Origin of the sequence: Maribacter hydrothermalis (assembly GCF_001913155.1) — a bacterium.
Taxonomy (GTDB): Bacteria; Bacteroidota; Bacteroidia; order Flavobacteriales; family Flavobacteriaceae; genus Maribacter; species Maribacter hydrothermalis.
This window is the reverse complement of sequence record NZ_CP018760.1, coordinates 2662565-2683054: the sequence shown is the minus strand read 5'-3', so window position 1 is coordinate 2683054 and position 20490 is coordinate 2662565. Positions and strand designations below refer to the sequence as shown.

The 20490-nt window shown below is 33.4% G+C and carries 15 protein-coding genes and 2 tRNA genes; 9 read left to right on the top strand and 8 right to left on the bottom strand.

Going from position 1 to position 20490, the window contains the following annotated elements:
- Window positions 1-15: 15 nt before the first annotated feature.
- Both clpP and clpX read left to right on the top strand, forming a co-directional pair.
- Window positions 16-696, top strand: a complete 681-nt coding sequence (gene clpP / locus BTR34_RS11350) for an ATP-dependent Clp endopeptidase proteolytic subunit ClpP (protein ID WP_068481686.1) — start codon at window positions 16-18, stop codon at window positions 694-696.
- Between the two features lie 86 nt (window positions 697-782).
- The gene (clpX, locus tag BTR34_RS11345) at window positions 783-2018 is read left to right on the top strand and encodes an ATP-dependent Clp protease ATP-binding subunit ClpX (protein ID WP_068481683.1); all 1236 of its coding nucleotides are present in this window, start codon (window positions 783-785) and stop codon (window positions 2016-2018) included.
- Between the two features lie 73 nt (window positions 2019-2091).
- Here clpX and BTR34_RS11340 read toward each other — a convergent pair whose 3' ends face one another.
- On the bottom strand, window positions 2092-2649 hold the full coding sequence (locus BTR34_RS11340) for a dienelactone hydrolase family protein (protein WP_068481680.1): 558 nt from the start codon (window positions 2647-2649) through the stop codon (window positions 2092-2094).
- A gap of 245 nt (window positions 2650-2894) precedes the next feature.
- The gene (locus BTR34_RS11335; RefSeq protein ID WP_068481667.1) at window positions 2895-4406 is read right to left on the bottom strand and encodes a GH3 auxin-responsive promoter family protein; all 1512 of its coding nucleotides are present in this window, start codon (window positions 4404-4406) and stop codon (window positions 2895-2897) included.
- Window positions 4407-4485: 79 nt separating this feature from the next.
- Between BTR34_RS11335 and BTR34_RS11330 the strand changes: the two genes are divergently transcribed.
- On the top strand, window positions 4486-5280 hold the full coding sequence (locus BTR34_RS11330; protein WP_068481664.1) for a DUF2797 domain-containing protein: 795 nt from the start codon (window positions 4486-4488) through the stop codon (window positions 5278-5280).
- Here BTR34_RS11330 and BTR34_RS11325 read toward each other — a convergent pair.
- The 3 genes from BTR34_RS11325 to sppA all read right to left on the bottom strand — a co-directional run bounded on the left by BTR34_RS11325 (window position 5273) and on the right by sppA (window position 10613).
- Window positions 5273-8005, bottom strand: coding sequence for an AsmA-like C-terminal region-containing protein (locus tag BTR34_RS11325; RefSeq protein ID WP_068481661.1), 2733 nt, complete (start codon window positions 8003-8005; stop codon window positions 5273-5275). The genes BTR34_RS11330 and BTR34_RS11325 overlap by 8 nt on opposite strands.
- A 126-nt stretch (window positions 8006-8131) precedes the next feature.
- Window positions 8132-8848, bottom strand: a complete 717-nt coding sequence (locus tag BTR34_RS11320; RefSeq protein ID WP_068481658.1) for a queuosine precursor transporter — start codon at window positions 8846-8848, stop codon at window positions 8132-8134.
- A 4-nt stretch (window positions 8849-8852) separates the two neighbouring features.
- On the bottom strand, window positions 8853-10613 hold the full coding sequence (gene sppA / locus BTR34_RS11315) for a signal peptide peptidase SppA (protein WP_068481652.1): 1761 nt from the start codon (window positions 10611-10613) through the stop codon (window positions 8853-8855).
- Between the two features lie 72 nt (window positions 10614-10685).
- Between sppA and folK the strand changes: the two genes are divergently transcribed.
- Complete coding sequence (folK, locus tag BTR34_RS11310) at window positions 10686-11828, top strand: 2-amino-4-hydroxy-6-hydroxymethyldihydropteridine diphosphokinase (protein ID WP_068481649.1); 1143 nt, start codon at window positions 10686-10688, stop codon at window positions 11826-11828.
- 118 nt (window positions 11829-11946) lie between these two features.
- Here folK and BTR34_RS11305 read toward each other — a convergent pair whose 3' ends face one another.
- Complete coding sequence (locus BTR34_RS11305; protein WP_068481645.1) at window positions 11947-12477, bottom strand: TrmH family RNA methyltransferase; 531 nt, start codon at window positions 12475-12477, stop codon at window positions 11947-11949.
- Window positions 12478-12642: 165 nt separating this feature from the next.
- On the opposite strand from BTR34_RS11305, the gene mutS reads away from it, so the two are divergent.
- The 5 genes from mutS to BTR34_RS11280 all read left to right on the top strand — a co-directional run bounded on the left by mutS (window position 12643) and on the right by BTR34_RS11280 (window position 17566).
- Window positions 12643-15225, top strand: a complete 2583-nt coding sequence (gene mutS / locus BTR34_RS11300) for a DNA mismatch repair protein MutS (protein ID WP_068481881.1) — start codon at window positions 12643-12645, stop codon at window positions 15223-15225.
- A gap of 95 nt (window positions 15226-15320) precedes the next feature.
- Window positions 15321-15393: transfer RNA gene (locus BTR34_RS11295), tRNA-Gly, on the top strand.
- Between the two features lie 43 nt (window positions 15394-15436).
- A tRNA-Leu gene (locus BTR34_RS11290) sits at window positions 15437-15520 on the top strand.
- A gap of 104 nt (window positions 15521-15624) precedes the next feature.
- On the top strand, window positions 15625-16260 hold the full coding sequence (locus BTR34_RS11285; protein ID WP_068481642.1) for a SanA/YdcF family protein: 636 nt from the start codon (window positions 15625-15627) through the stop codon (window positions 16258-16260).
- 55 nt (window positions 16261-16315) lie between these two features.
- Window positions 16316-17566, top strand: a complete 1251-nt coding sequence (locus BTR34_RS11280) for an NRAMP family divalent metal transporter (RefSeq protein ID WP_068481639.1) — start codon at window positions 16316-16318, stop codon at window positions 17564-17566.
- A gap of 14 nt (window positions 17567-17580) precedes the next feature.
- On the opposite strand, the gene BTR34_RS11275 is transcribed toward BTR34_RS11280, so the two are convergent.
- Window positions 17581-19491 (bottom strand): OmpA family protein, encoded by a 1911-nt coding sequence (locus BTR34_RS11275; RefSeq protein ID WP_068481636.1) that lies wholly within the window; start codon window positions 19489-19491, stop codon window positions 17581-17583.
- A gap of 11 nt (window positions 19492-19502) precedes the next feature.
- The gene (locus BTR34_RS11270; RefSeq protein WP_068481633.1) at window positions 19503-20483 is read right to left on the bottom strand and encodes a PorP/SprF family type IX secretion system membrane protein; all 981 of its coding nucleotides are present in this window, start codon (window positions 20481-20483) and stop codon (window positions 19503-19505) included.
- Window positions 20484-20490 lie beyond the last annotated feature (7 nt).

Here is a 20490-nt window from a genome sequence, read left to right as displayed (position 1 = left end):
ATAGACATACAATTTATGGATTACGGAAAAGAATTCAAGAATTTCGCTATAAAAGATCAAGGCATCAGTAGCACATATTACGATTCAATAATGAGCAGCATGTACCCAACGAGCATGACTCCAAATATTATTGAAGAAAGATCTATGAACATTGTAGCCATGGACGTTTATTCTCGTTTAATGATGGATCGTATTATTTTCATGGGCACCGGTATAAATGACCAAGTAGCCAACATTATACAGGCACAATTATTGTTTTTAGCCAGTGTAGATGCTAAGAAAGACATTCAAATTTACATTAACTCTCCAGGAGGTAGTGTTTATGCAGGTCTTGGTATTTATGACACTATGCAGTTTATAAGTCCAGATGTAGCAACGATCTGTACTGGTATGGCAGCCTCTATGGGAGCGGTATTATTATGTGCTGGGGAAAAAGGAAAACGAAGTGGCTTAAAGCATTCTCGTGTTATGATCCATCAACCAATGGGTGGTGCTCAAGGACAAGCAAGTGATATAGAAATTACTGCTAGAGAAATACTTAAGCTTAAAGACGAGTTATATGAGATTATTGCAAAACACTCTGGCAGCGATATAGAAAAAGTACGTGACGACAGTGACCGTGACTATTGGATGAAAGCTGATGAAGCACTAAAATATGGTATGATCGATGAAATTTTAGTAAGGGATAAAGAATAATTTCGACTACTAAAATTAAATAAACTAAGATTTTTAAACCAAAAATGATTTTAGATCGTTAAGGAATAGAATAGAGAAGAAAGATAATGGCAAAGGAAAATTTAGAGTGTTCATTCTGCGGTAGAAAAAAGCCAGAAACCAATTTATTAATTGCTGGTCTAGACGCGCACATTTGTGATCGCTGTATAGAACAAGCACATGGTATTGTTGCTGAAGAATCAAAACAAACAAAAACAAACGACCTTTCTTCAGAATTAGTTCTAAAAAAACCACAAGATATTAAGGAGTTTTTAGACACCTTTATTATTGGTCAAGACCGCACTAAAAAGGTAATGTCTGTTGCAGTTTACAATCATTACAAAAGATTACTTCAACCTACCACTAAAGAAGATGATGTAGAGATTCAAAAGAGTAATATAATAATGGTAGGCCAAACAGGTACAGGTAAAACCTTAATGGCAAAAACCATTGCAAAATTATTAAATGTACCATTGGCAATTGTTGATGCTACGGTATTAACCGAAGCTGGTTACGTTGGTGAAGATGTTGAAAGTATTTTAACTCGCCTTTTACAAGCGGCAGATTACAATCTTGAGAAAGCTGAAAGAGGTATTGTATTTATCGATGAAATTGATAAAATTGCCCGTAAGAGCGACAACCCATCTATTACCAGAGATGTCTCTGGAGAAGGCGTACAGCAAGGACTTCTAAAATTATTAGAAGGAACTGTTGTAAATGTTCCGCCAAAAGGAGGAAGAAAGCACCCAGACCAAAAGTTTATTGAAGTAAATACTGAGAATATCCTATTTATTGCTGGTGGAGCTTTTGATGGAATTGAGCGTGCTATTACCAAAAGATTGAATATGCAAGCTGTTGGTTATAGTGCATCGAAGTCCGATAATTTTTTAGATGAAAGTAACTTATTACAATATATTATTCCTAAGGATTTAAAAGATTTTGGTCTTATACCAGAAATTATTGGTAGACTTCCGGTTCTTACACATATGAATCCGTTAGACAAGAAAACCTTAAGAGCTATTTTAACTGAGCCAAAAAATGCTATAATTAAGCAATATGAAAAATTGTTTGCCATGGATGGTATAACATTTACTATCACTGAGCAAGCATTGGATTATATTGTTGATAAGGCTATAGAATATAAACTTGGAGCAAGAGGTTTAAGATCGCTATGTGAAGCTATTTTTACTGATGCCATGTTTGAAATGCCAAGTTCGGGAGAAAAAACATTTAAAGTTACAAAGCCATATGCAGAAGAAATGTTATCGTATGATACAATTAAGAAGTTAAAGGCCGTTTCATAAAAGAAATTATAGAATACAAAAAAGCGTGGATAAAAATCCACGCTTTTTTTATGCTTTGAACTTTTTATAATGGTTAAACTACTTTCTTGATCTGTGGTTCAATTTGTGTTACTTCTTGTAATAATTCTAAGCACACTTTTTGTATTATCTGTTCATCTGTGTATAATGTATGCCCATAATTAGATACTATTTCCATATCAATATCTAATTTGTCAGCCCACTCATTACTAGGTTTAAAAGTATCATTTTCCCCGTACAATAATTGAAAAGGAATATTAGGTCTTTCATTTTTCAAACGAATTCTTGTAGGTGAAACCCCATAAAACGATTTAATAGGTAAACCCTTTTTAGCTGCTTCCCATACTATGGTAGCGCCTGTACTGAAAGCAAGATAATAACAAGGCTCAGTTTCTTTTTTCAACAAGTGAGCTGCCGCAGTATCTATACCGCCCTCTATAAAAGCATTATGTACATTTTCTTCTGACTGTATTAATATGTCTAGATTGGCCAAAAATTGGCTATCATAAAAGGTAATATCGAAATATTGCTGTAAATACCCTAAATATGAAGTTATCCACATTCCTTTTTTGGCTCCCCACATATCTGAAACAATCACTAATTTCTTTGCCATAATAATAGTCTTTTATAGTTTAGGTTAAGTTTTCTTACAGCAAGTTGAATCTTTAACTGCTTAAATCAACATTTAATTGTTTACTCGCTTAAATTATCGATGTAAACACCCTAACCAAGTCTTTTTTAGAATAAAAACCTTAAACGAAAAAATTTCTCATACCAAAGCTAAGTTATGTCAAGAATTGCGCCAAAATAAAAAAATGTTGTGATTGGACTAAAAAATGATGTGTATAGAAGTTTTTACTAGTTCATTAACAAAAGTTCCTCTAAATAATCACGTTTATTTGATAGTCTGGGAATTTTATGTTGTCCTCCAAGCTTATCATTTGCTTTTAACCAATCGTAAAATAAGTTTTTTCGGGCTATATGTACTAAAGGTAAATTTAGGGTAATATTATTATGTCTTTTTGCTTCATAATCAGAATTGAGTGATTTTAATGCATTATCAAAAATTTCAACAAAAGAATTAAAATCTTGAGGTAAGGTTCTAAATTCCATTACCCATTCATGAGCACCTTTTTTATTATCAACCATAAAAACCGGGCCTGCAGTATAATCCATTATTTCTGCCTTAGTTTCAGCACATGCTATCTTTAAGGCCTCTTCCGCATTTTCAATAATTAATTCCTCGCCAAATACATTAATATGGTGTTTTGTACGGCCAGTGACCTTTATGCGGTATGGGTTTTTAGAAGTAAAGCGAACCGTATCTCCAATCTTGTAACGCCATAGTCCAGAATTGGTCGTAATAATTATTGCATAGTTTTTACCAGTCTCAATTTCCCATAAAGGTATTGCCTCTTGTTCTAAAGAACCATACAGATTCATAGGAATAAATTCATAGAAAATACCATAATCTAACATTAACAATAAATCATCGACCCCATTTCTATCTTGTATTGCAAAGAAACCTTCAGAGGCATTATAAATTTCATAATATCTAAAGTTTTCATTAGGTAGTATTTTTTTATACTGTTCTTTATAAGGGCTAAAATTTACCCCTCCATGAAAATAAACTTCTAAGTTTTGCCATACTTGAAAAAGGTTTTCTTTACCTGTCTCTTCTAACACCTTATTCATTAAAACCAACATCCATGACGGTACCCCTGCAAGACTAGTTACATTTTCTTGAACGCTTTCATGAATAATCGCCATTAACTTACTTTCCCACTCACTCATTAACGACACCTTATTACTAGGTGTACTACTGTATTCTGCCCACAAAGGCATGTTATCTATAAGAATTGCAGATAAATCTCCAAATAAAGAACCATTATCTTCATATAACTCTTTACTGCCCCCTAATCGTAAACTCTTACCTGTAAACAATTGAGAGTTTTCATTATTATTTAAGTATAAGCACAACAAGTCTTTACTTGATTTATAGTGGCAATCCTCCAAAGCCTCGGCACTTACGGGTATAAATTTACTTTTAGCATTTGTGGTACCACTACTTTTTGCAAAAAGCTTCACTTTAGTGGGCCAAAAAAGATTCTGCTCACCTCTTCTTGTCCTTTCTATAATAGGCTCAATTTCTTCATAGGATACAATAGGTAATCTTTCTTTAAACTCCTTATATGTTTCTATGGTATCGAATTCATATAATCTTCCAATTTCAGTATCTTCTGCAAACTCTAAGAGTTGCAACAATACTTCTTCTTGAACCTCTTCAGGATACTTTAAAAAAAGTTCTATCTGATGATAACGTTTTTTCAGTAACCAAGAAGCAATTGAATTAAATAAGGGAATTGGCATTTATAGGTATCTTTGTGTTGTTAAAAATAGCGCATCTAACTATCATTTTCAAATTGATAATTCAATAAGCCAAAATTACATGCAATACGAAGGAGTACTTAAAAAAATGCAGACCGAAATAGGAAGTCCTATTCAATATTATATGCTGTTTGAATCTGATTTTTTAAATGTTAATCAAGTTCTGGACAAAACTTTAAAAATAGAATTCATAAAACATCAATGTTTAAATTGCGGAAATGACCGTCCTATTTATAGACAGGGCTTTTGCAGAACCTGCTTTTTTGAAATACCATCGGCAGGAGATTGGATAATGCGTCCCGAGTTAAGCACTGCTCATTTAGACCAAGAGGATAGAGATTTAGCCTATGAGAAAAAAGTGCAGTTACAACCGCATATTGTGTATTTAGCAAATTCCAGCAACGTTAAAGTAGGCGTTACCAGAAAAGGCCAAGTACCCACCAGATGGATTGATCAAGGTGCTCATGAAGCCATTGAAATAGTTGAAGTGCCAAATAGATATTTAGCAGGTATTACCGAAGTTGCCTTAAAAGACCATGTTGGTGATAAAACAAATTGGAGAACTATGTTAACCAATGATGTGGTAGATGAGAACCTTCAAGATTGGCGCAACAGACTAAAGCAATACATCCCTAAAGAAGCCCTGCCCTACTATTTAGAATCTAATCTAGAGACCCAGATAGAATTTCCTGTTTTACAATATCCAACAAAAGTTAAAAGCCTAAACCTTAGTAAAACACCAACTTTCGAGGGTAAATTAATGGGAATAAAAGGGCAGTACTTAATCTTTGAAGACAACACCGTTTTCAACGTCCGTGGAAGTGAAGGGTATTATGTAGGATTCACCATTAGTTAGTAGAATCTTTCTTCTTCTTTCCTAAAAATCCACCTAAAATATCCTTGGCCTTTTCCTTTGCAATTTCTTTGTCCGTTTTCACAGGGGTTGAATCTTTTTTAACAGTGGTAGAACTAGAATCTTTTTTAGTATTTAAAATACCACCTAAAATATCTTTTGCATTTGATTTAGTTGTAGCTCCAGTACTAGTAGAATCATTTGCTTTATTGCTTCCACTAATTAACCCACCTATTAAATCTTTAGCCTTATCCGTTCCTTTTGCAATAAGTTTTTGTTTTTCTATTTCAATTAATTCTGTGGTTAGTTTCTTAACCCCAGATGTTAAATCTGTAGTAACTTGTGGACTATTATATAAACCACCAATATTGGCTACAACAGGTATCTTTAAATCTTGTAAAGATGAGTCATCTATTTTAGCAATTAACTTTGTTATTTCTGACCCTAAATATTTTACTGGCACTTGTAGTGTAGCCTTATAGTCCATTTTTTTATCGAATGAATGACTACCATCCACGTTAATTGCAATATCCTTATAATTAATGGTAAAAGGCTTAACGGCAACTACACCATCTTTAAAAGATAAGGATGTTTTTAAATCCTTAAGATTTAACTCTTTTAAATCTATAAAATTTAATTTCGTCACCAAAGCACTCAAGAGCGGTGCTGATTCTGTATTTACTTGCTCCGTAGTGATATCTGCAAATAATTCTCCACTTAATGATAATAGATTAGGTAATAGATCATCTGTTAAATTACCTGATAGGGAAATATCAGAACTAAGTTTACCTTTTAACATTTGTGCAATAGGCGCAATAACTTTAAAAAGTTCTATAGATTGAAAAGTTTCTTGAATTCCTAGCTGATTCAAATCTAATTTCATGACAAAAGTAGGTGTTTCATTTTTTGTTGACACCTCACCGTTAAAACCTATTTTACCGCCATACATGCCCGCTGACATATTGCTAAGCGTAGCTTTTTCGTCTTTTATTTTAAGTATTCCCGAAACATCGCTAAGAATAATATTATCGTATACTACCTTTTTTGCGTCTGCATTAATTGTTGCACTTAAAAATGAAGGGATTTTAATTTTTTCGCCTTCAGCGTCACTTCCTCTTTTATTTTCACCTTCACTTGTAGTTTCCGAAACCACGCTTTCCGCGACCATAAAATCGTTTAATACAAAGGTGTTGGATTTTAGGTTGAAGTTTCCTTCCACTTTTTCATTATTAAACATAAACCCTAATAGGTTGTTAATAGTTCCTTTGGCATCAAAATCAGTGGTACCAGTAGTACCATTCAAGCTGTTTAATGTTACTGTTTTAGGATTAAAGGTTAAACTTGCGTTGCTAAACTTTACAGGACTTGCAAGTTCCTCAGAATTATATTCAAAATTAGAAACACTTAAGTCTCCGTTAGTATTTGTTTTCTCGTATTGTTGTTTTTCAACAGAAGCCATATCAAAAGCCGTCGTTATATCTGCTTTCAATAAACCTTTTAAATCATAACCTGCCGGAATGGGGTAGGCTTGTGATATATTAGCCAAATTCATTGCACCGTTTACATGCGCCTTAACTTGAGTATTCCCCATAAGCTCGGTAATATTGGCGGTAAGGTTAAACTTATCTTCATCTATCATAAATGAAGCCTTATTTATATCTACATAGGTATCTTCTGAAATACCTGTTTTATTATTTAGTTGAATATCAAGAAATATATTCTTAACTGCTTTAGGTAAATCAGGATACTTAAATGATGCATTATCCGATTTTATTTCGATATTAAATTTAGGGATATGCGTGTCATCTACTATTCCGTTAAAATTACCATTTACAATAAACTCACCTGTAGTAGTTACATTCTCAATATTCTTTGAATAAATCTCTGGAATTACCCCTAAGAAGTTCTTGAAATCTGAAGAAGGTGTTTTAAAGGTTAAATCAACCTCTTGGTTATCGTCATTAAGGATTACAAAACCATCAAAAACTAATGGTAATTGGTTTACTAATGCTTCATTCTTTAAAAATGAATATTTGTTCTGATTTAGATCAATGCCTATTAAAGCATCTAACTGTACTTTATTCTTATTCAAATAATTAACGCTATCCATTTCAAAAGAAACTAATGCATCTGTATGCGTATCCAACTCAGATGTTACTAATGATAAATCTCCTTTCCCTTTATGTTGAAAATCATCTAACTTAAACGAAATACCTGTAGCGTTGTCGGTATAATAAATTCTTGAATTTGATATTTCGTAAGATTGTAGGTCAAATGAAAAACCTTCTGTAGTACTGGACTCTACAGCTGAGGTATTTTCAGAAGCAATGGCTATATCATAATTAGCATTCTCTTCCTTATCCACTACAACGTTTATAAAGGCACCATCTAAGTTAATATTGTTGATAGCAATTGCATCTTCAGCTCCTTTAAAAAGCTGCATAACTCCCATTGTTAAATCTAGAGAAGTTGCCTTAAACAAAGTATCCCCTTCAAAAGGTGCTTTATTAATTAAAACGACATCTTTAAAGTTCACTTCTGCATTAGGAAAACTACTAACTAAACTTAAATGTGCATCAGAAAAATCTAATGTGGCATTTACATTCTTATTGACATTGGTCTTAATAATGTCTCCAATTTTAGCTTCTAAGAAAAAAGGTGCTGCAATTATAACAGCTATGATTAATAATAAAAGTACTCCTACAATTTTTAAAATTTTCTTACCCATAGTATATTTTTAAAATTCTTTATTTAAAATTTTACTTGATAATCGAGATTTTACCGTTCTTGGTGTTACCTAAAAAACTCATATCCAAACTCTTACAAATTCCTCGCAGGCTTACCTAGTGGTAGTTTACTCTAGTTTATCCAAGTCCAACTCTTCATTTGGTTTTAGATTAAAACGGTTTCTCATAATATATACGAAGAAATAGAGAAAAGGGGTGTCCACAAATGCTATAAAAATCTTAAAAATAAATCCGCTTACCACTAAACCAAAGAATAGCTCCCAAGGCAATACTTTAAAGACACATAACAACCCCACAACGGTAAATGTGTCTAGAAATTGCGAAAGAAACGTGGAAAAATTATTACGCAACCATAAATATTTTCCATTGGTCAATTTTTTCCAAAAATGGTAGATAGCTACATCTACATACTGCGCTAATAGATACGCGATCATTGATGCTAAAACAGCTATTGGCGATAAGGCAAAAACTTGCGTAAAAGTTTGATCATTAATAGGGGAAGTTGGTATAGCAGGTGCTATTTCTGCTAACAAAATAATGCCCATAGAAAAGAATGATGCAAAAATACCAGCAGTTACTATTTGGTTTGCCATTTTACGACCATAAATCTCAGAAATCAAGTCGGTAATTAAAAAAGTTATTGGGTAGGGCAAGATACCAACGGACACCTCAAAAAGTGAAACTCCAAAAACAGTAAAGTCGCCAAACGGGTTCCAGTAAAAAAATTTTTGGAAAATAAGATTAGAAACTACTAATGAGGTAATAAACAATGCCCCTAAATACAAATAAATACGTTGTGCAAGTTTCCTATCCTTTAGCGTCATAAAACTATTTAATTTCTAACGCAAAGGGCATTCTAGCCTGTATACCTTCTTGCTTTTTAAAAGATTGTAGTTCTTTAAGCACTTTATATGCCTCATCTCCTATTTCATCTTTTAATAATCCGTCTTTGAATTGCAAACTTGCTCCCTCCAAGTCCTCCATAAAACGTTCAAAACCGCTTTTGTATTTCGGAAATTTTTTTATCCCGTACGAATCTAAAGAAGCCATTTTAGCAGCCTCGGCAATTGCATCATTTAAATTACCCAACTCATCTACCAAACCTATTTCTAAGGCTTCAGTACCACTCCACACTCTACCTTGCGCAACACTATCTACCTGGGCCATGGTCATATTGCGACCTTCAGAAACGCGCTTAAGAAATGTTTGGTACGTTTCTTCGATACTTTCCTGAATTTGATTTTTAAAGCTCTCTTCCATTGGCTCAAACAAAGAATAGTCAATTGCGTTTTTATTAGTACCAACTTGCTCAGCATTAATACCAATATTAGATGCTAAATCCGTAAGGTTCGGTACTGTACCAAACACACCAATAGAACCTGTAATAGTGGTTGGTTCTGCATAAATTTTATCTGCAGCAGTAGCAATATAGTAGCCGCCAGATGCCGCTACGCTACCCATGGAAACAATAACGGGCTTTACTTTTTTGGTAAGCGCAACTTCTCGCCATATTATATCTGAAGTCAGCGCACTACCGCCAGGAGAATTTACACGTAATACTACCGCTTTTATATTATCATCTTCTCTGGCTTTTATCAACGCTTCGTTAATAATCCCTTGTCCTATAATATTTGGACCACCTTCACCGTAAAATATTTCACCTTGGGCAAAAACCACAGCAATTTTGCCTTCGCCAGACTTTATAATCTTTTTATTGGAATACTTTACATAATCATCTAGTGTACTATAATTTATATCTTCTGTCTTGTCAATATTTAAAGCGTTTGCCAACTTACTTTCATATTCATCGTAAAAAATTACATCATCTAATAAGCCAGAGAGTTTAGCATAACTAGGAGTTCTACCTCCTAATGTATCTGCAATGATATTTAAATCTGATTGGGGAATAGACCTTGTTTTAGAAATATCACTTATCATGGAGTTCCAAAGTGATTGCAGTAAAGAAGTTAATTGACTTCTATTAGCATCACTCATATTATTCTCCAAATAAGGTTCAACAGCACTCTTGTATTTTCCATGTCTAATTACCTCCATCTTAATACCAGATTTTTCTTGAAGCTCCTTGTAGTATAAAACCTCTGTGGATAACCCCTTAAAATCTAACACCCCGACAGGATTAATAAATAAAGAATCTGCTACACTAGCCAAATAATAATCTCGCTGCATATAAAAATCAGCGTAAGCATAAATAAACTTACCTTCCTTTTTAAAATCTTCTAAAGCGCGGCGAATAGCTTGTGTTTGAGCTAAACCAGCAATTATAAAATTATTATTAATGCTAATCCCTTTAATACGATCATCATTTTTTGCTACCTCTATGGCATGTAATATTTCGTCTAACCCTTGTGATTCCTCAAAAATACCCGCAAATGGGTCTAGTTCATTAGTACCCGTATAATCAGAGATTTGTCGTTGTAATTGTAGTTCCAAAACTGAATTATCCTTAACAACAGTGGTATCTTCTCCACTACTTAAAAGAGATACAAAAATTAAAAACATAACAAACAAGATTCCGAATGCAAATAAGGAACCCAAAATAGAAGCCAAAAAATTTCTCAAAAAATTCATTCAAATCTTTCTTTTAAATAGTCGACAAAGATAACTAATGTGAATATGTTTTACTTATTTTGCTCTAATATTATGAGAGTGTACAAAACAGCATATTTATCTATTGGTAGTAATTTAGGAGTAAGAGAGATTCTTTTACAAAAAGCAATTTTTGAAATTGGTAATATAGCAGGTGATGTTAGACAGGTTTCTAGCATTTATGAAACCCCCTCTTGGGGTTTTAATGGCGAAGATTTTTTAAATGCATGCGTTGAGATACAAACACTACTTTCCCCAGAAGATTTATTGTATAAATTATTAAGTATTGAAAAAAGTTTTGGCAGAGAAAGAAATGAAACCGGTAATTATCAAAGTAGAACGCTTGATCTTGATATTATCTATTACGAGAATGAAATTATAAATACAGATTCCTTAACCATACCTCATCCTAAATTACAGGACCGCAAATTTATTCTTAAACCTTTAGCTGATATATCTCCACAGTTTTATCATCCTATATTAAATAAAGATACTAGAAACCTACTACAAGAGTGTAAAGACAAAAGTGATATTACCAAGCAAGTAAAAAAACTTTACAAGAGCAGATACATGTTATTTGCTAGCCTTGAATATGTTGCTATTGAAGGAAATATTGGAGCAGGAAAAACTACATTAGCTTCTAAAATATCAGAAGATTTCAATGCAAAACTAATTTTAGAACGGTTTGCCGAAAACCCGTTTCTACCAAATTTTTATGAAGACCAGGCTAGGTATGCTTTTCCTTTAGAAATGTCATTTTTAGCTGACCGTTATCAACAATTTACCGAAGACACTAACCAACTTGACCTTTTTAAGAGTTTTATGGTAAGTGATTATGATATTTATAAATCATTGATTTTCGCAAAGGTAACCTTACAACAAAACGAGTTTGAATTATATCGGAAAGTTTTCAATTTTATGTACAAGGAAGTTAAAAAACCAAAAATATACGTTTACCTATACCAGACGACAGAACGTTTATTACAACAAATAAAACAACGCGGCAGAGATTACGAACAAAATATTGAACTCACGTATTTAGAAAAAATTAACCGTGGATACTTTGATTTTTTAAAAACTTACCCCAAACAAAATCAATTGATTATAGATGTTAGTGAACTAGATTTTGTGAGACATATAAACGATTATGAAGCCGTTTTAACTAAGATAGAGGACTTCGCTCTAGCTAACTTATAACAATTATAAATTAGATTATTTCTTGCGTAAATGAAAAGAAAATCTTTTATTGTGCAAGCATACGTGCAACTAACTAACTCAAACTACACTAAAAAACCTGATCTTCGATCAGGTTTTTTTATGCATTTAATTTACTCCAACAATCCCAAACTACCACACCTACACTGACTGATATATTTAAAGAATGTTTGGTTCCAAATTGGGGAATCTCCAATACCTGATCACTAGCGGAAACTACATTCTGGGCCACCCCTTTAACCTCATTTCCAAAAATGAGCACTTGCTTTTTATCTTTGGCAGGAACGTATTTGTCCAGTTGTGTAGCTTTTTCAGCCTGTTCTACAGAAATAATATGGCAGCCTTGGTTTTTTAACTTTTTAACCAACTCAACAGTATCGGTCACATGTTCCCAATCTACACTTTCAGTTGCTCCAAGTGCAGTCTTATGAATATCTTTATGCGGTGGTATAGCGGTAATACCACACAAGTATATTTTTTCGATTAAAAATGCATCAGCTGTTCTAAAGACAGATCCAATATTATTTAAACTTCTAATATTATCAAGAACAATAATTATGGGAGATTTACCTGCAAGTTTATACCCTTCAACATCAATTCTATCTAACTCCTCATTTCTTAATTTCCTCATACCTTAAGCTTCAATTTCATTAGTAATGTATGTTATAAACTTATCCTGAAATATCAACAATGACTAAATTTCAAGAGATTAAACCATACTTTCGTGTAGGAGCAAAATTAATGAGATAAAGATAAAGTGGCGGATAAAAATAAGACAAAAAAGGTAACCCCTTTAATGAAGCAATATAATACCATCAAGACCAAGTATCCTGATGCATTATTACTATTTCGTGTGGGTGATTTTTATGAGACTTTTGGTGAAGATGCAGTAAAGGCTTCGCGCATATTAGGGATTATCCTAACCAATAGAAATAATGGAGGCGAACGAACAGAACTAGCCGGTTTTCCACATCATTCTTTAAACACGTATTTACCAAAATTGGTAAAAGCGGGTCAGCGCGTTGCTATTTGTGATCAGCTAGAAGACCCCAAGCAAACGAAGACTATCGTCAAAAGAGGAGTAACAGAGTTAGTTACCCCTGGTGTGGCTATGAACGATGATATCTTAAACTCTAAAACCAATAATTTTCTTTGCGCCGTACACTTTGGAAGAAAAAAAATAGGGATTGCGTTTGTAGATATTTCTACTGGTGAATTTTTAACCTCAGAAGGTAGCGAAGAGCAAATAGATAAACTATTACAAAATTTCTCTCCGAACGAAATATTAATTTCGAAAGCCCACAAAAAAGAGTTTACCGAAGTTTTCGGGAAAAACCACCATCTATTCTATTTAGAAGATTGGGTGTTTCAAGAAGACTATGCGCTAGAGAATTTAACCTCTCACTTTAACACCAATACTTTAAAAGGGTTTGGCGTTGACCATTTAACCTGTGGAATTATAGCATCGGGCGTTGTTTTACATTATTTAGGCGAAACTCAGCATCGTCAATTGCAACATATTTCAAAACTACAACGTATTGCCGAAGATGATTATATATGGATGGATAGGTTCACGATCAAAAATCTTGAACTATATCATTCTACGAATGTAAATGCGGTAACCCTTTTAGATATAATTGACAAGACTATTTCCCCAATGGGTGGTCGTATGATAAAAAGATGGTTGGCCTTGCCACTTAAAAATCTAGAAAAAATTAAAAGAAGGCAACAAATAGTTTCTTTTTTACATGATGAGGAAGTTGTTTTAGAAAAGTTTCAGCACCATATAAAACAAATGGGCGATTTAGAACGCTTAATTTCTAAAGTTGCCACAGGCAAGGTTAATCCAAAAGAAGTTGTTCAGTTAAAAAATTCTTTAGAAGCATTAATACCTATAAAGCAATTGGCAACCTCATCTAAAAACGAGTCGCTAGCTTTAACAGGTGATCAAATACAATCTTGCGACTTATTACGAGCAAAAATTAAAGAAATGCTTAGCGAAGAGGCACCTGTTAATATTTTAAAAGGCAGCACAATTGCAAAGGGTTTTTCAGAAGAATTGGACGAACTAAGAGGTTTAGCAAAATCCGGCAAAAATTATCTAAACAATATGTTAGAAAGGGAAACTGCCGCTACAGGAATTACCTCCCTTAAAATAGCATCAAATAATGTTTTTGGGTATTATATAGAAGTAAGGAACACCCACAAAGACAAGGTACCAGAAACTTGGACCCGTAAGCAAACTTTAGTTAATGCAGAAAGATATATTACAGAAGAACTAAAAGAATATGAAGCAAAAATTCTAGGTGCTGAAGACCGTATTTCAACTTTAGAGCAGCAGCTTTTTTCTCAATTAGTAGTATGGATGCAAGAATATATTGCCCCAGTACAAAACAATGCTTTTTTAATTGCCCAACTAGACTGCCTTTGTGGGTTTGCACAATTAGCTAAAGAAAATAGCTACAACTGCCCAGAGCTAAACGATAGTACCGATTTAGAATTAAAAGACGGCAGGCACCCAGTTATTGAAAAACAGCTTCCTTTAGGAGAGCAATATATAGCTAACGACCTACAGTTAGATAGATCCAACCAACAATTTATAATGATTACCGGCCCTAACATGAGCGGTAAGTCAGCTTTGCTAAGACAAACAGCATTAATAGTACTACTCGCCCAAATGGGAAGTTTTGTCCCAGCAGAAACTGCTAAAATTGGTGTAATAGATAAAATATTTACTCGCGTAGGCGCTAGTGACAATATATCTATGGGCGAATCTACCTTTATGGTAGAAATGAACGAAACAGCCTCTATTTTGAACAACCTATCAGAGCGTAGTTTGGTTTTACTAGATGAAATAGGTCGTGGCACAAGCACTTATGACGGTATTTCAATTGCTTGGGCCATATCAGAGTATTTACATGAACACCCTGCACGTGCAAAAACAATGTTCGCTACACATTACCACGAGCTCAATGAAATGACCAATACGTTTAATCGTATTAAGAATTTTAATGTTGCTATAAAAGAACTAAAGGATACTGTTTTATTTCTCCGAAAATTAGTACCCGGAGGAAGTGAGCATAGTTTTGGTATACATGTGGCTAAAATGGCAGGTATGCCCCAACAAGTAATTCAGAAGGCGAACAAGATTTTGAAAAAGTTGGAAAACAAACATGTTAGTGAAGAAATTGGCAATCAACTTAAAAGCACATCTGATGAAATGCAGTTAAGCTTTTTTAATTTAGACGACCCATTATTAGAAGAAATCAAGGAAGAAATTACACATTTAGACATAGATACATTAACCCCTGTAGAGGCATTGATGAAATTAAATGAGATTAAAAGGCTGTTAACCAAGGACAAAAAGGCAACCTCATAATTTTTTTAATTCTTTTGTACATTTTTACTTTGGTTTTTACAGAAATATATTAAATTTGCACCCGCATCTTTTAAGAGATGCACGTTCTTAAATTTGCGAAAATAGCTCAGTTGGTAGAGCGCCACCTTGCCAAGGTGGAGGTCGCGGGTTCGAATCCCGTTTTTCGCTCAGAAAATGTTGCCGGTCAGCATTTTTTATTAAAGCCAAGTATGCTCGAGTGGTGGAATTGGTAGACACGCCGGACTTAAAATCCTGTGCTCTTTGGGGCGTGCGGGTTCAAGTCCCGCCTCGAGTACTAAAACCCTTGTTAATCATCTGATTTTCAAGGGTTTTTTATTTTTATCCTCTTTAAATTATAGTCGTTAGGTATTTACTATCTTTAATTTTGAATTTCAACTCATGTTAAGAACCTTATTCAAAATTGCAAGTGCCCTTTTAGTTGTACTACTTGTCACCATAGTTATATGCAATATTGTAATTTCTAACACTACAGCAGGCAAGACCTATTCAGATATATCTATTATACCTTCAAAAAGAGTAGGACTTGTTTTAGGTACTTCTAACCGCTTAACTAGTGGTTCTGCTAATCCATATTATACCAATAGAATAAATGCAACTATAGCTTTATACAAAGCGGGTAAAATTAAATTTATATTAGTAAGTGGAGATAATGGTAGTATTTACTACAATGAGCCAAACACTATTAAAAAGGACTTAATAAATGCCGGCATACCTGATGAGGTAATATTTTTAGATTATGCAGGTTTTAGAACTTTAGACTCCATGGTACGCGCGAAGTATATATTTGGTTTGGATGAAGTGACCGTAATCTCACAAAAGTTTCATAATGAGCGAGCTATTTATATAGCACAAAGCAAGGGACTAAACGCTATTGGTTTCAATGCTCAAGATATACCTACATCTGAAGGTCTCAAAGTCCAAATACGCGAATATTTAGCTCGTGTAAAAGTGTTTATAGATATGCTATTAAACACGCAGCCCAAATTTTATGGCACTACTATAGAAATTAAATAGTACTATACAATTTTTAAAAAGTTTACATTTATGGGCATCAACCAATCCCATTAACATGCAAAAACTTAAAACAATTTTAAGAAATTTAGGTCCTGGTCTTTTATTTGCAAGTATGGCAATTGGCACCTCACATTTAGTACTCTCTACTAAAGCAGGAGCTCAATATGGTTGGGTTATGGTAATCCCTATTATTCTAGCTAATATCCTTAAATATCCTTTTTTCGAATTTGGTGTGCGCTATACCAGTGTTACCAACAAAACTCTTATTGAAGGGTATCTTAACAGAGGAAAAGGGTATTTGTGGTTTTATGCTATAATTACCTTAGTTACAACTTTTACCATTTTAGCTGCATTATATACCGTAACGGCTGGCTTATTTATTAATTTATTTGGCATCAACACTAGTTCAATTTCAATAGTCGCACTTTGGTTGTTCTTAATTATTAGTTCATTACTTATTTTCGGTAAATATAAATTTCTTGAAATTAGTTTAAAGTTTGTAGTTAGTATCTTATTCATAGCCCTTTTAGTTACTACTATTCTTGTACTATTTAAAGGACCTGTAAATCATTTACCCAACTTTACTCCTACACCAATTTTTAATGAAGTAGGTATACTATTTTTAATAGGATTAATGGGCTGGATGCCAACAACTGTTGAAGCCTCTAGTTGGGTTAGCTTATGGAGTATTGAAAAGTGGAAAAATCAAGAAAAACCGAGCTTAAAAGAATCATTACAAGAATTTAATATTGGCTATAGCATTACGGCAATTTTAGCTATATTTTTTATGATAATTGGATGGTTTACCCTGTATGGAACAAATGTAGAACTAAGTAATAACGCCGTTAGTTTCGCAGACCAAGTAGTACGTTTGTTTACTGAACATATTGGGGCGTGGGCTTATCTTTTTATAGCCATTTCGGCATTTGCCACTATGTTTAGCACATGTATGACAGCGCATGATGCCCTAGCCAGAGTCAGCTTAGATATTATTTCGCTATTAAACCCAAAGAGCAAAAGCTATAGCTCTAAGCGAGCATTTGCCTTTGGAATTATCGTTCTAACTATTGTCAATTTTATAGTAATTGCTGCTTTCAGCGCAAATATGGGTAAACTAGTAGCTTTGGCTACATTTGTTTCATTTGTAGTAGCACCAATAATTGGCTATATGAATTTAAAAAATGTAATAAGTAAGGATATAGCTCCAGAATTTAGGCCAAACAAAAGTCTTAAATTTTTAACCTACCTAGGCATACTTTTTTTATCGCTGTTTTCGCTATACTATTTTTATATTGTTATTGTGTAATCTTACTTTTAAGACTATTCCACCACAAATAGAGTACGCTCATTCTGCTTATGCAGAAAGTCTAAGCAATATGCACCATTAACACAACTATTCTTAATTACATCTTCACCATACCCAATAGATTTAACGATATTATTAGATGATACGCCATTCTTTATTAAATAATCCTTTATGGCATCGGACCTATCTTGAGAAAGCCTATTATTAGAAGAGCTGCTTCCTCTACTGTCAGTATGGGTTTCTATTCTTAATCTAAGTTGAGGGAACCTGGTAACGGCATCTACAACTTTCTTTAATTCTGTTTCTACCTCTGCGTTTACCACTGCCTTACCTTTATCAAAATAAAACTTATCTAATTTTAAAACGGTTTTATCTTCTCGATTAACAACAAGGTCTTGCATTTTTACAAGTCCTATATTATAGGATTGATTTTGTAACTTTTCCATACCTTCCTCAGAATATGAAGTAGAAATAACGGAATAACCATCTTTCATTGCTTCTACCGTTATTTGAGAAACCCAAGGCACCTCTATTCTAAAATCACCATCTATTGTCGAATATGTTTGTTTCAATACTTCACCTTCATGATTTAACAACCTAACTTGAGTCTTATCTAAACCAGATTTATTTATTAGGTTTACAACTTTTCCTTGCAAGGTAAATGTTTTTAAACCTGGATCATTAGCCATACTAAACCCATAAAGATCATCACCCCCTTTGCCGCCTTTTCTATTTGATGAGAAATACCCGGTAAAGTTTCCATTTTCTCCATTTCTAATTATAAAACCAAAATCATCCAATGAAGAATTTATTCCTTCCCCTAAATTTACCGGTATTGTATACGAATCATTTGATATAATATTTGACTTATATACATCCATGCCTCCTAATCCATAAAAAATATCTGAAGAAAAATATAGGCTTCCATTAAAAATATAAGGTGAAATTTCATTTCCAGGAGAATTTATTCTTGGGCCAAGGTTAATTGGAGCAGACATTATTTGTCCATTGGTAGTATATACATAGTATAAATCCGTTCCCCCATAACTATCGGCAAAATTTGCCGAAAAATATAATCGTTCACTATTATCATCAAAAAACGGATAGTAAAAGGAAGTACTTAAATCTTTTAATAGAAATCTAAATTTCCCTGTTTCTGACAATGAACCGATTGCCAATGCATTCTTTCCATTTTCATCATATCTAAGTGCACCATCTTCCGTATTAGATAGGATATAGAAAAAGGTTGATGATTTTGTTGAGTAATATGGTGTAGACTTATGAAAATCTGTAGCAGGTATTTCGCTGAAAGACGCTACATCAGCTAATTGATTATCAGAATTTAATCTAGAAAAATAGATATCCAAATAAGATTCACCAGTAGGTTCGTAGACATTTTTAGAATTTCTGCCTCTACTACTACTAAAAAGTATTCCATTTTTATAAAATGTTGGAGAGAAATCACCTTGCGGACTATTAATACCCGCTAAATTAATTTCTACATTATCTAAAGAAGCCGGGAAATCTAAAAGACTAAAATTAAATTCTGAGTTCTCTAATAATTCAGGAGATAATTGTGCCTCTTTAGACCTTAGAAATGTTCTAACTCTATCTCTTTCTGAATTTTTAGAAAGACTTTGAAGCATCTTATTAAATTGATTTACCGACATTATAGTGTCGTTTTTATTTACGTCTAAATAAAGTTTTGATGCATCGTCAAAACTACCAACACTAAAATAGGAATCTGCAAGATTCAATAATTGACCATTAGTTAATGGTTTTTTTTGCATTTCACTTTTATACTCTTCTATAGCTTTTTGATATTGATAACCATAATATAGGTTATCAGCTTTAGACTTTTTATCCTGAGCTGTTCCCATTAATGGAACAAAAACTAGTAATACTATGATTAATTTAAATTTCATATTAGTGCACTTTAAAAGAATCGAGGTGAATCTATTTGTTTTGGCTTACCTTTTGCATTTTTATCACTATTACCCTTTGTATTATTCATACCACTTCTACCTAAATAAAATTTAAGAATAACCTCGTGCGACCCATTATTATATTCACCAAGTAAATTTGTGTTATAATCGTATGAGTAGCCTACAAATAGTGAGTTTGAAACTTGTAAACCAGCCAAACCACTAAATGCATTTTCTAGTCTATAGGAAACACCTGCCGTGACTACATCAGAAATTAAAAAATTACTTGATAAGTTTACATTAACGGGCGAACCTGCAAGAGCATTTATCAAAAATGCAGGTTTAAATTTTAAGTTATCGGACAACTCAAATACATACCCACCAATAAAATTAAACTGTAATTCATCTTCTATAATAGATGCTAGTTCCTCATTATAAACACCTTCCGTTAAAAAGTTAGGTACTGATGCCCCTAAATACCAATTATCTGAATATAAGAATGTACCCGCACCAACTGTTGGGTAAAATTTACTTAACATTTCGTCATTAAGATTTTCACCAGGATTTTCAAAAGTACCTTTTGAAAAATCAACATTTAAAAATGAGCCTCCTGCGTCAATACCAAAAGATAGCTTCGTCTCATCGGTTACCATTACCTGATACGAATATGATATATCAGCATAAGTCTGAGAAACTGGACCTAATTGATCACTAATAATATTTAAACCTAGGCCTACTTTTTCATTTTTAAATGGCAAGTTGGCTCCAAAGCGCAATGTTCGTGGTGCTCCAGGTATATCTATCCATTGCGCACGGTAAAGTCCGGCAATTTCGGGTGTTTCTACTGTACCAACATAGGCAGGGTTAAAACTCCCAATATTATACATGTATTGCGTATACTGAGGTTCTTTCTGTCCATATGCAATTATATTAAGAAAAGAGAATAGCAAAAATGCTACAGTATAACTCGCTTTATTATAGTTATAATCCATAATGTAA

Bases quoted from the DNA above. Each gene is read 5' to 3' on its own strand.
- mutS (WP_068481881.1), top strand. From the start codon at position 12,643: ATGAAGCAATATAATACCATCAAGACCAAGTATCCTGATGCATTATTA.
- BTR34_RS11320 (WP_068481658.1), bottom strand. From the start codon at position 8,848: ATGACGCTAAAGGATAGGAAACTTGCACAACGTATTTATTTGTATTTA.
- BTR34_RS11270 (WP_068481633.1), bottom strand. From the start codon at position 20,483: ATGGATTATAACTATAATAAAGCGAGTTATACTGTAGCATTTTTGCTA.
- BTR34_RS11285 (WP_068481642.1), top strand. From the start codon at position 15,625: ATGTTAAGAACCTTATTCAAAATTGCAAGTGCCCTTTTAGTTGTACTA.
- sppA (WP_068481652.1), bottom strand. From the start codon at position 10,613: ATGAATTTTTTGAGAAATTTTTTGGCTTCTATTTTGGGTTCCTTATTT.
- BTR34_RS11325 (WP_068481661.1), bottom strand. From the start codon at position 8,005: ATGGGTAAGAAAATTTTAAAAATTGTAGGAGTACTTTTATTATTAATC.
- BTR34_RS11305 (WP_068481645.1), bottom strand. From the start codon at position 12,477: ATGAGGAAATTAAGAAATGAGGAGTTAGATAGAATTGATGTTGAAGGG.
- BTR34_RS11280 (WP_068481639.1), top strand. From the start codon at position 16,316: ATGCAAAAACTTAAAACAATTTTAAGAAATTTAGGTCCTGGTCTTTTA.
- BTR34_RS11335 (WP_068481667.1), bottom strand. From the start codon at position 4,406: ATGCCAATTCCCTTATTTAATTCAATTGCTTCTTGGTTACTGAAAAAA.
- clpP (WP_068481686.1), top strand. From the start codon at position 16: ATGGATTACGGAAAAGAATTCAAGAATTTCGCTATAAAAGATCAAGGC.
- BTR34_RS11330 (WP_068481664.1), top strand. From the start codon at position 4,486: ATGCAATACGAAGGAGTACTTAAAAAAATGCAGACCGAAATAGGAAGT.
- folK (WP_068481649.1), top strand. From the start codon at position 10,686: ATGAGAGTGTACAAAACAGCATATTTATCTATTGGTAGTAATTTAGGA.
- BTR34_RS11275 (WP_068481636.1), bottom strand. From the start codon at position 19,491: ATGAAATTTAAATTAATCATAGTATTACTAGTTTTTGTTCCATTAATG.
- clpX (WP_068481683.1), top strand. From the start codon at position 783: ATGGCAAAGGAAAATTTAGAGTGTTCATTCTGCGGTAGAAAAAAGCCA.
- BTR34_RS11340 (WP_068481680.1), bottom strand. From the start codon at position 2,649: ATGGCAAAGAAATTAGTGATTGTTTCAGATATGTGGGGAGCCAAAAAA.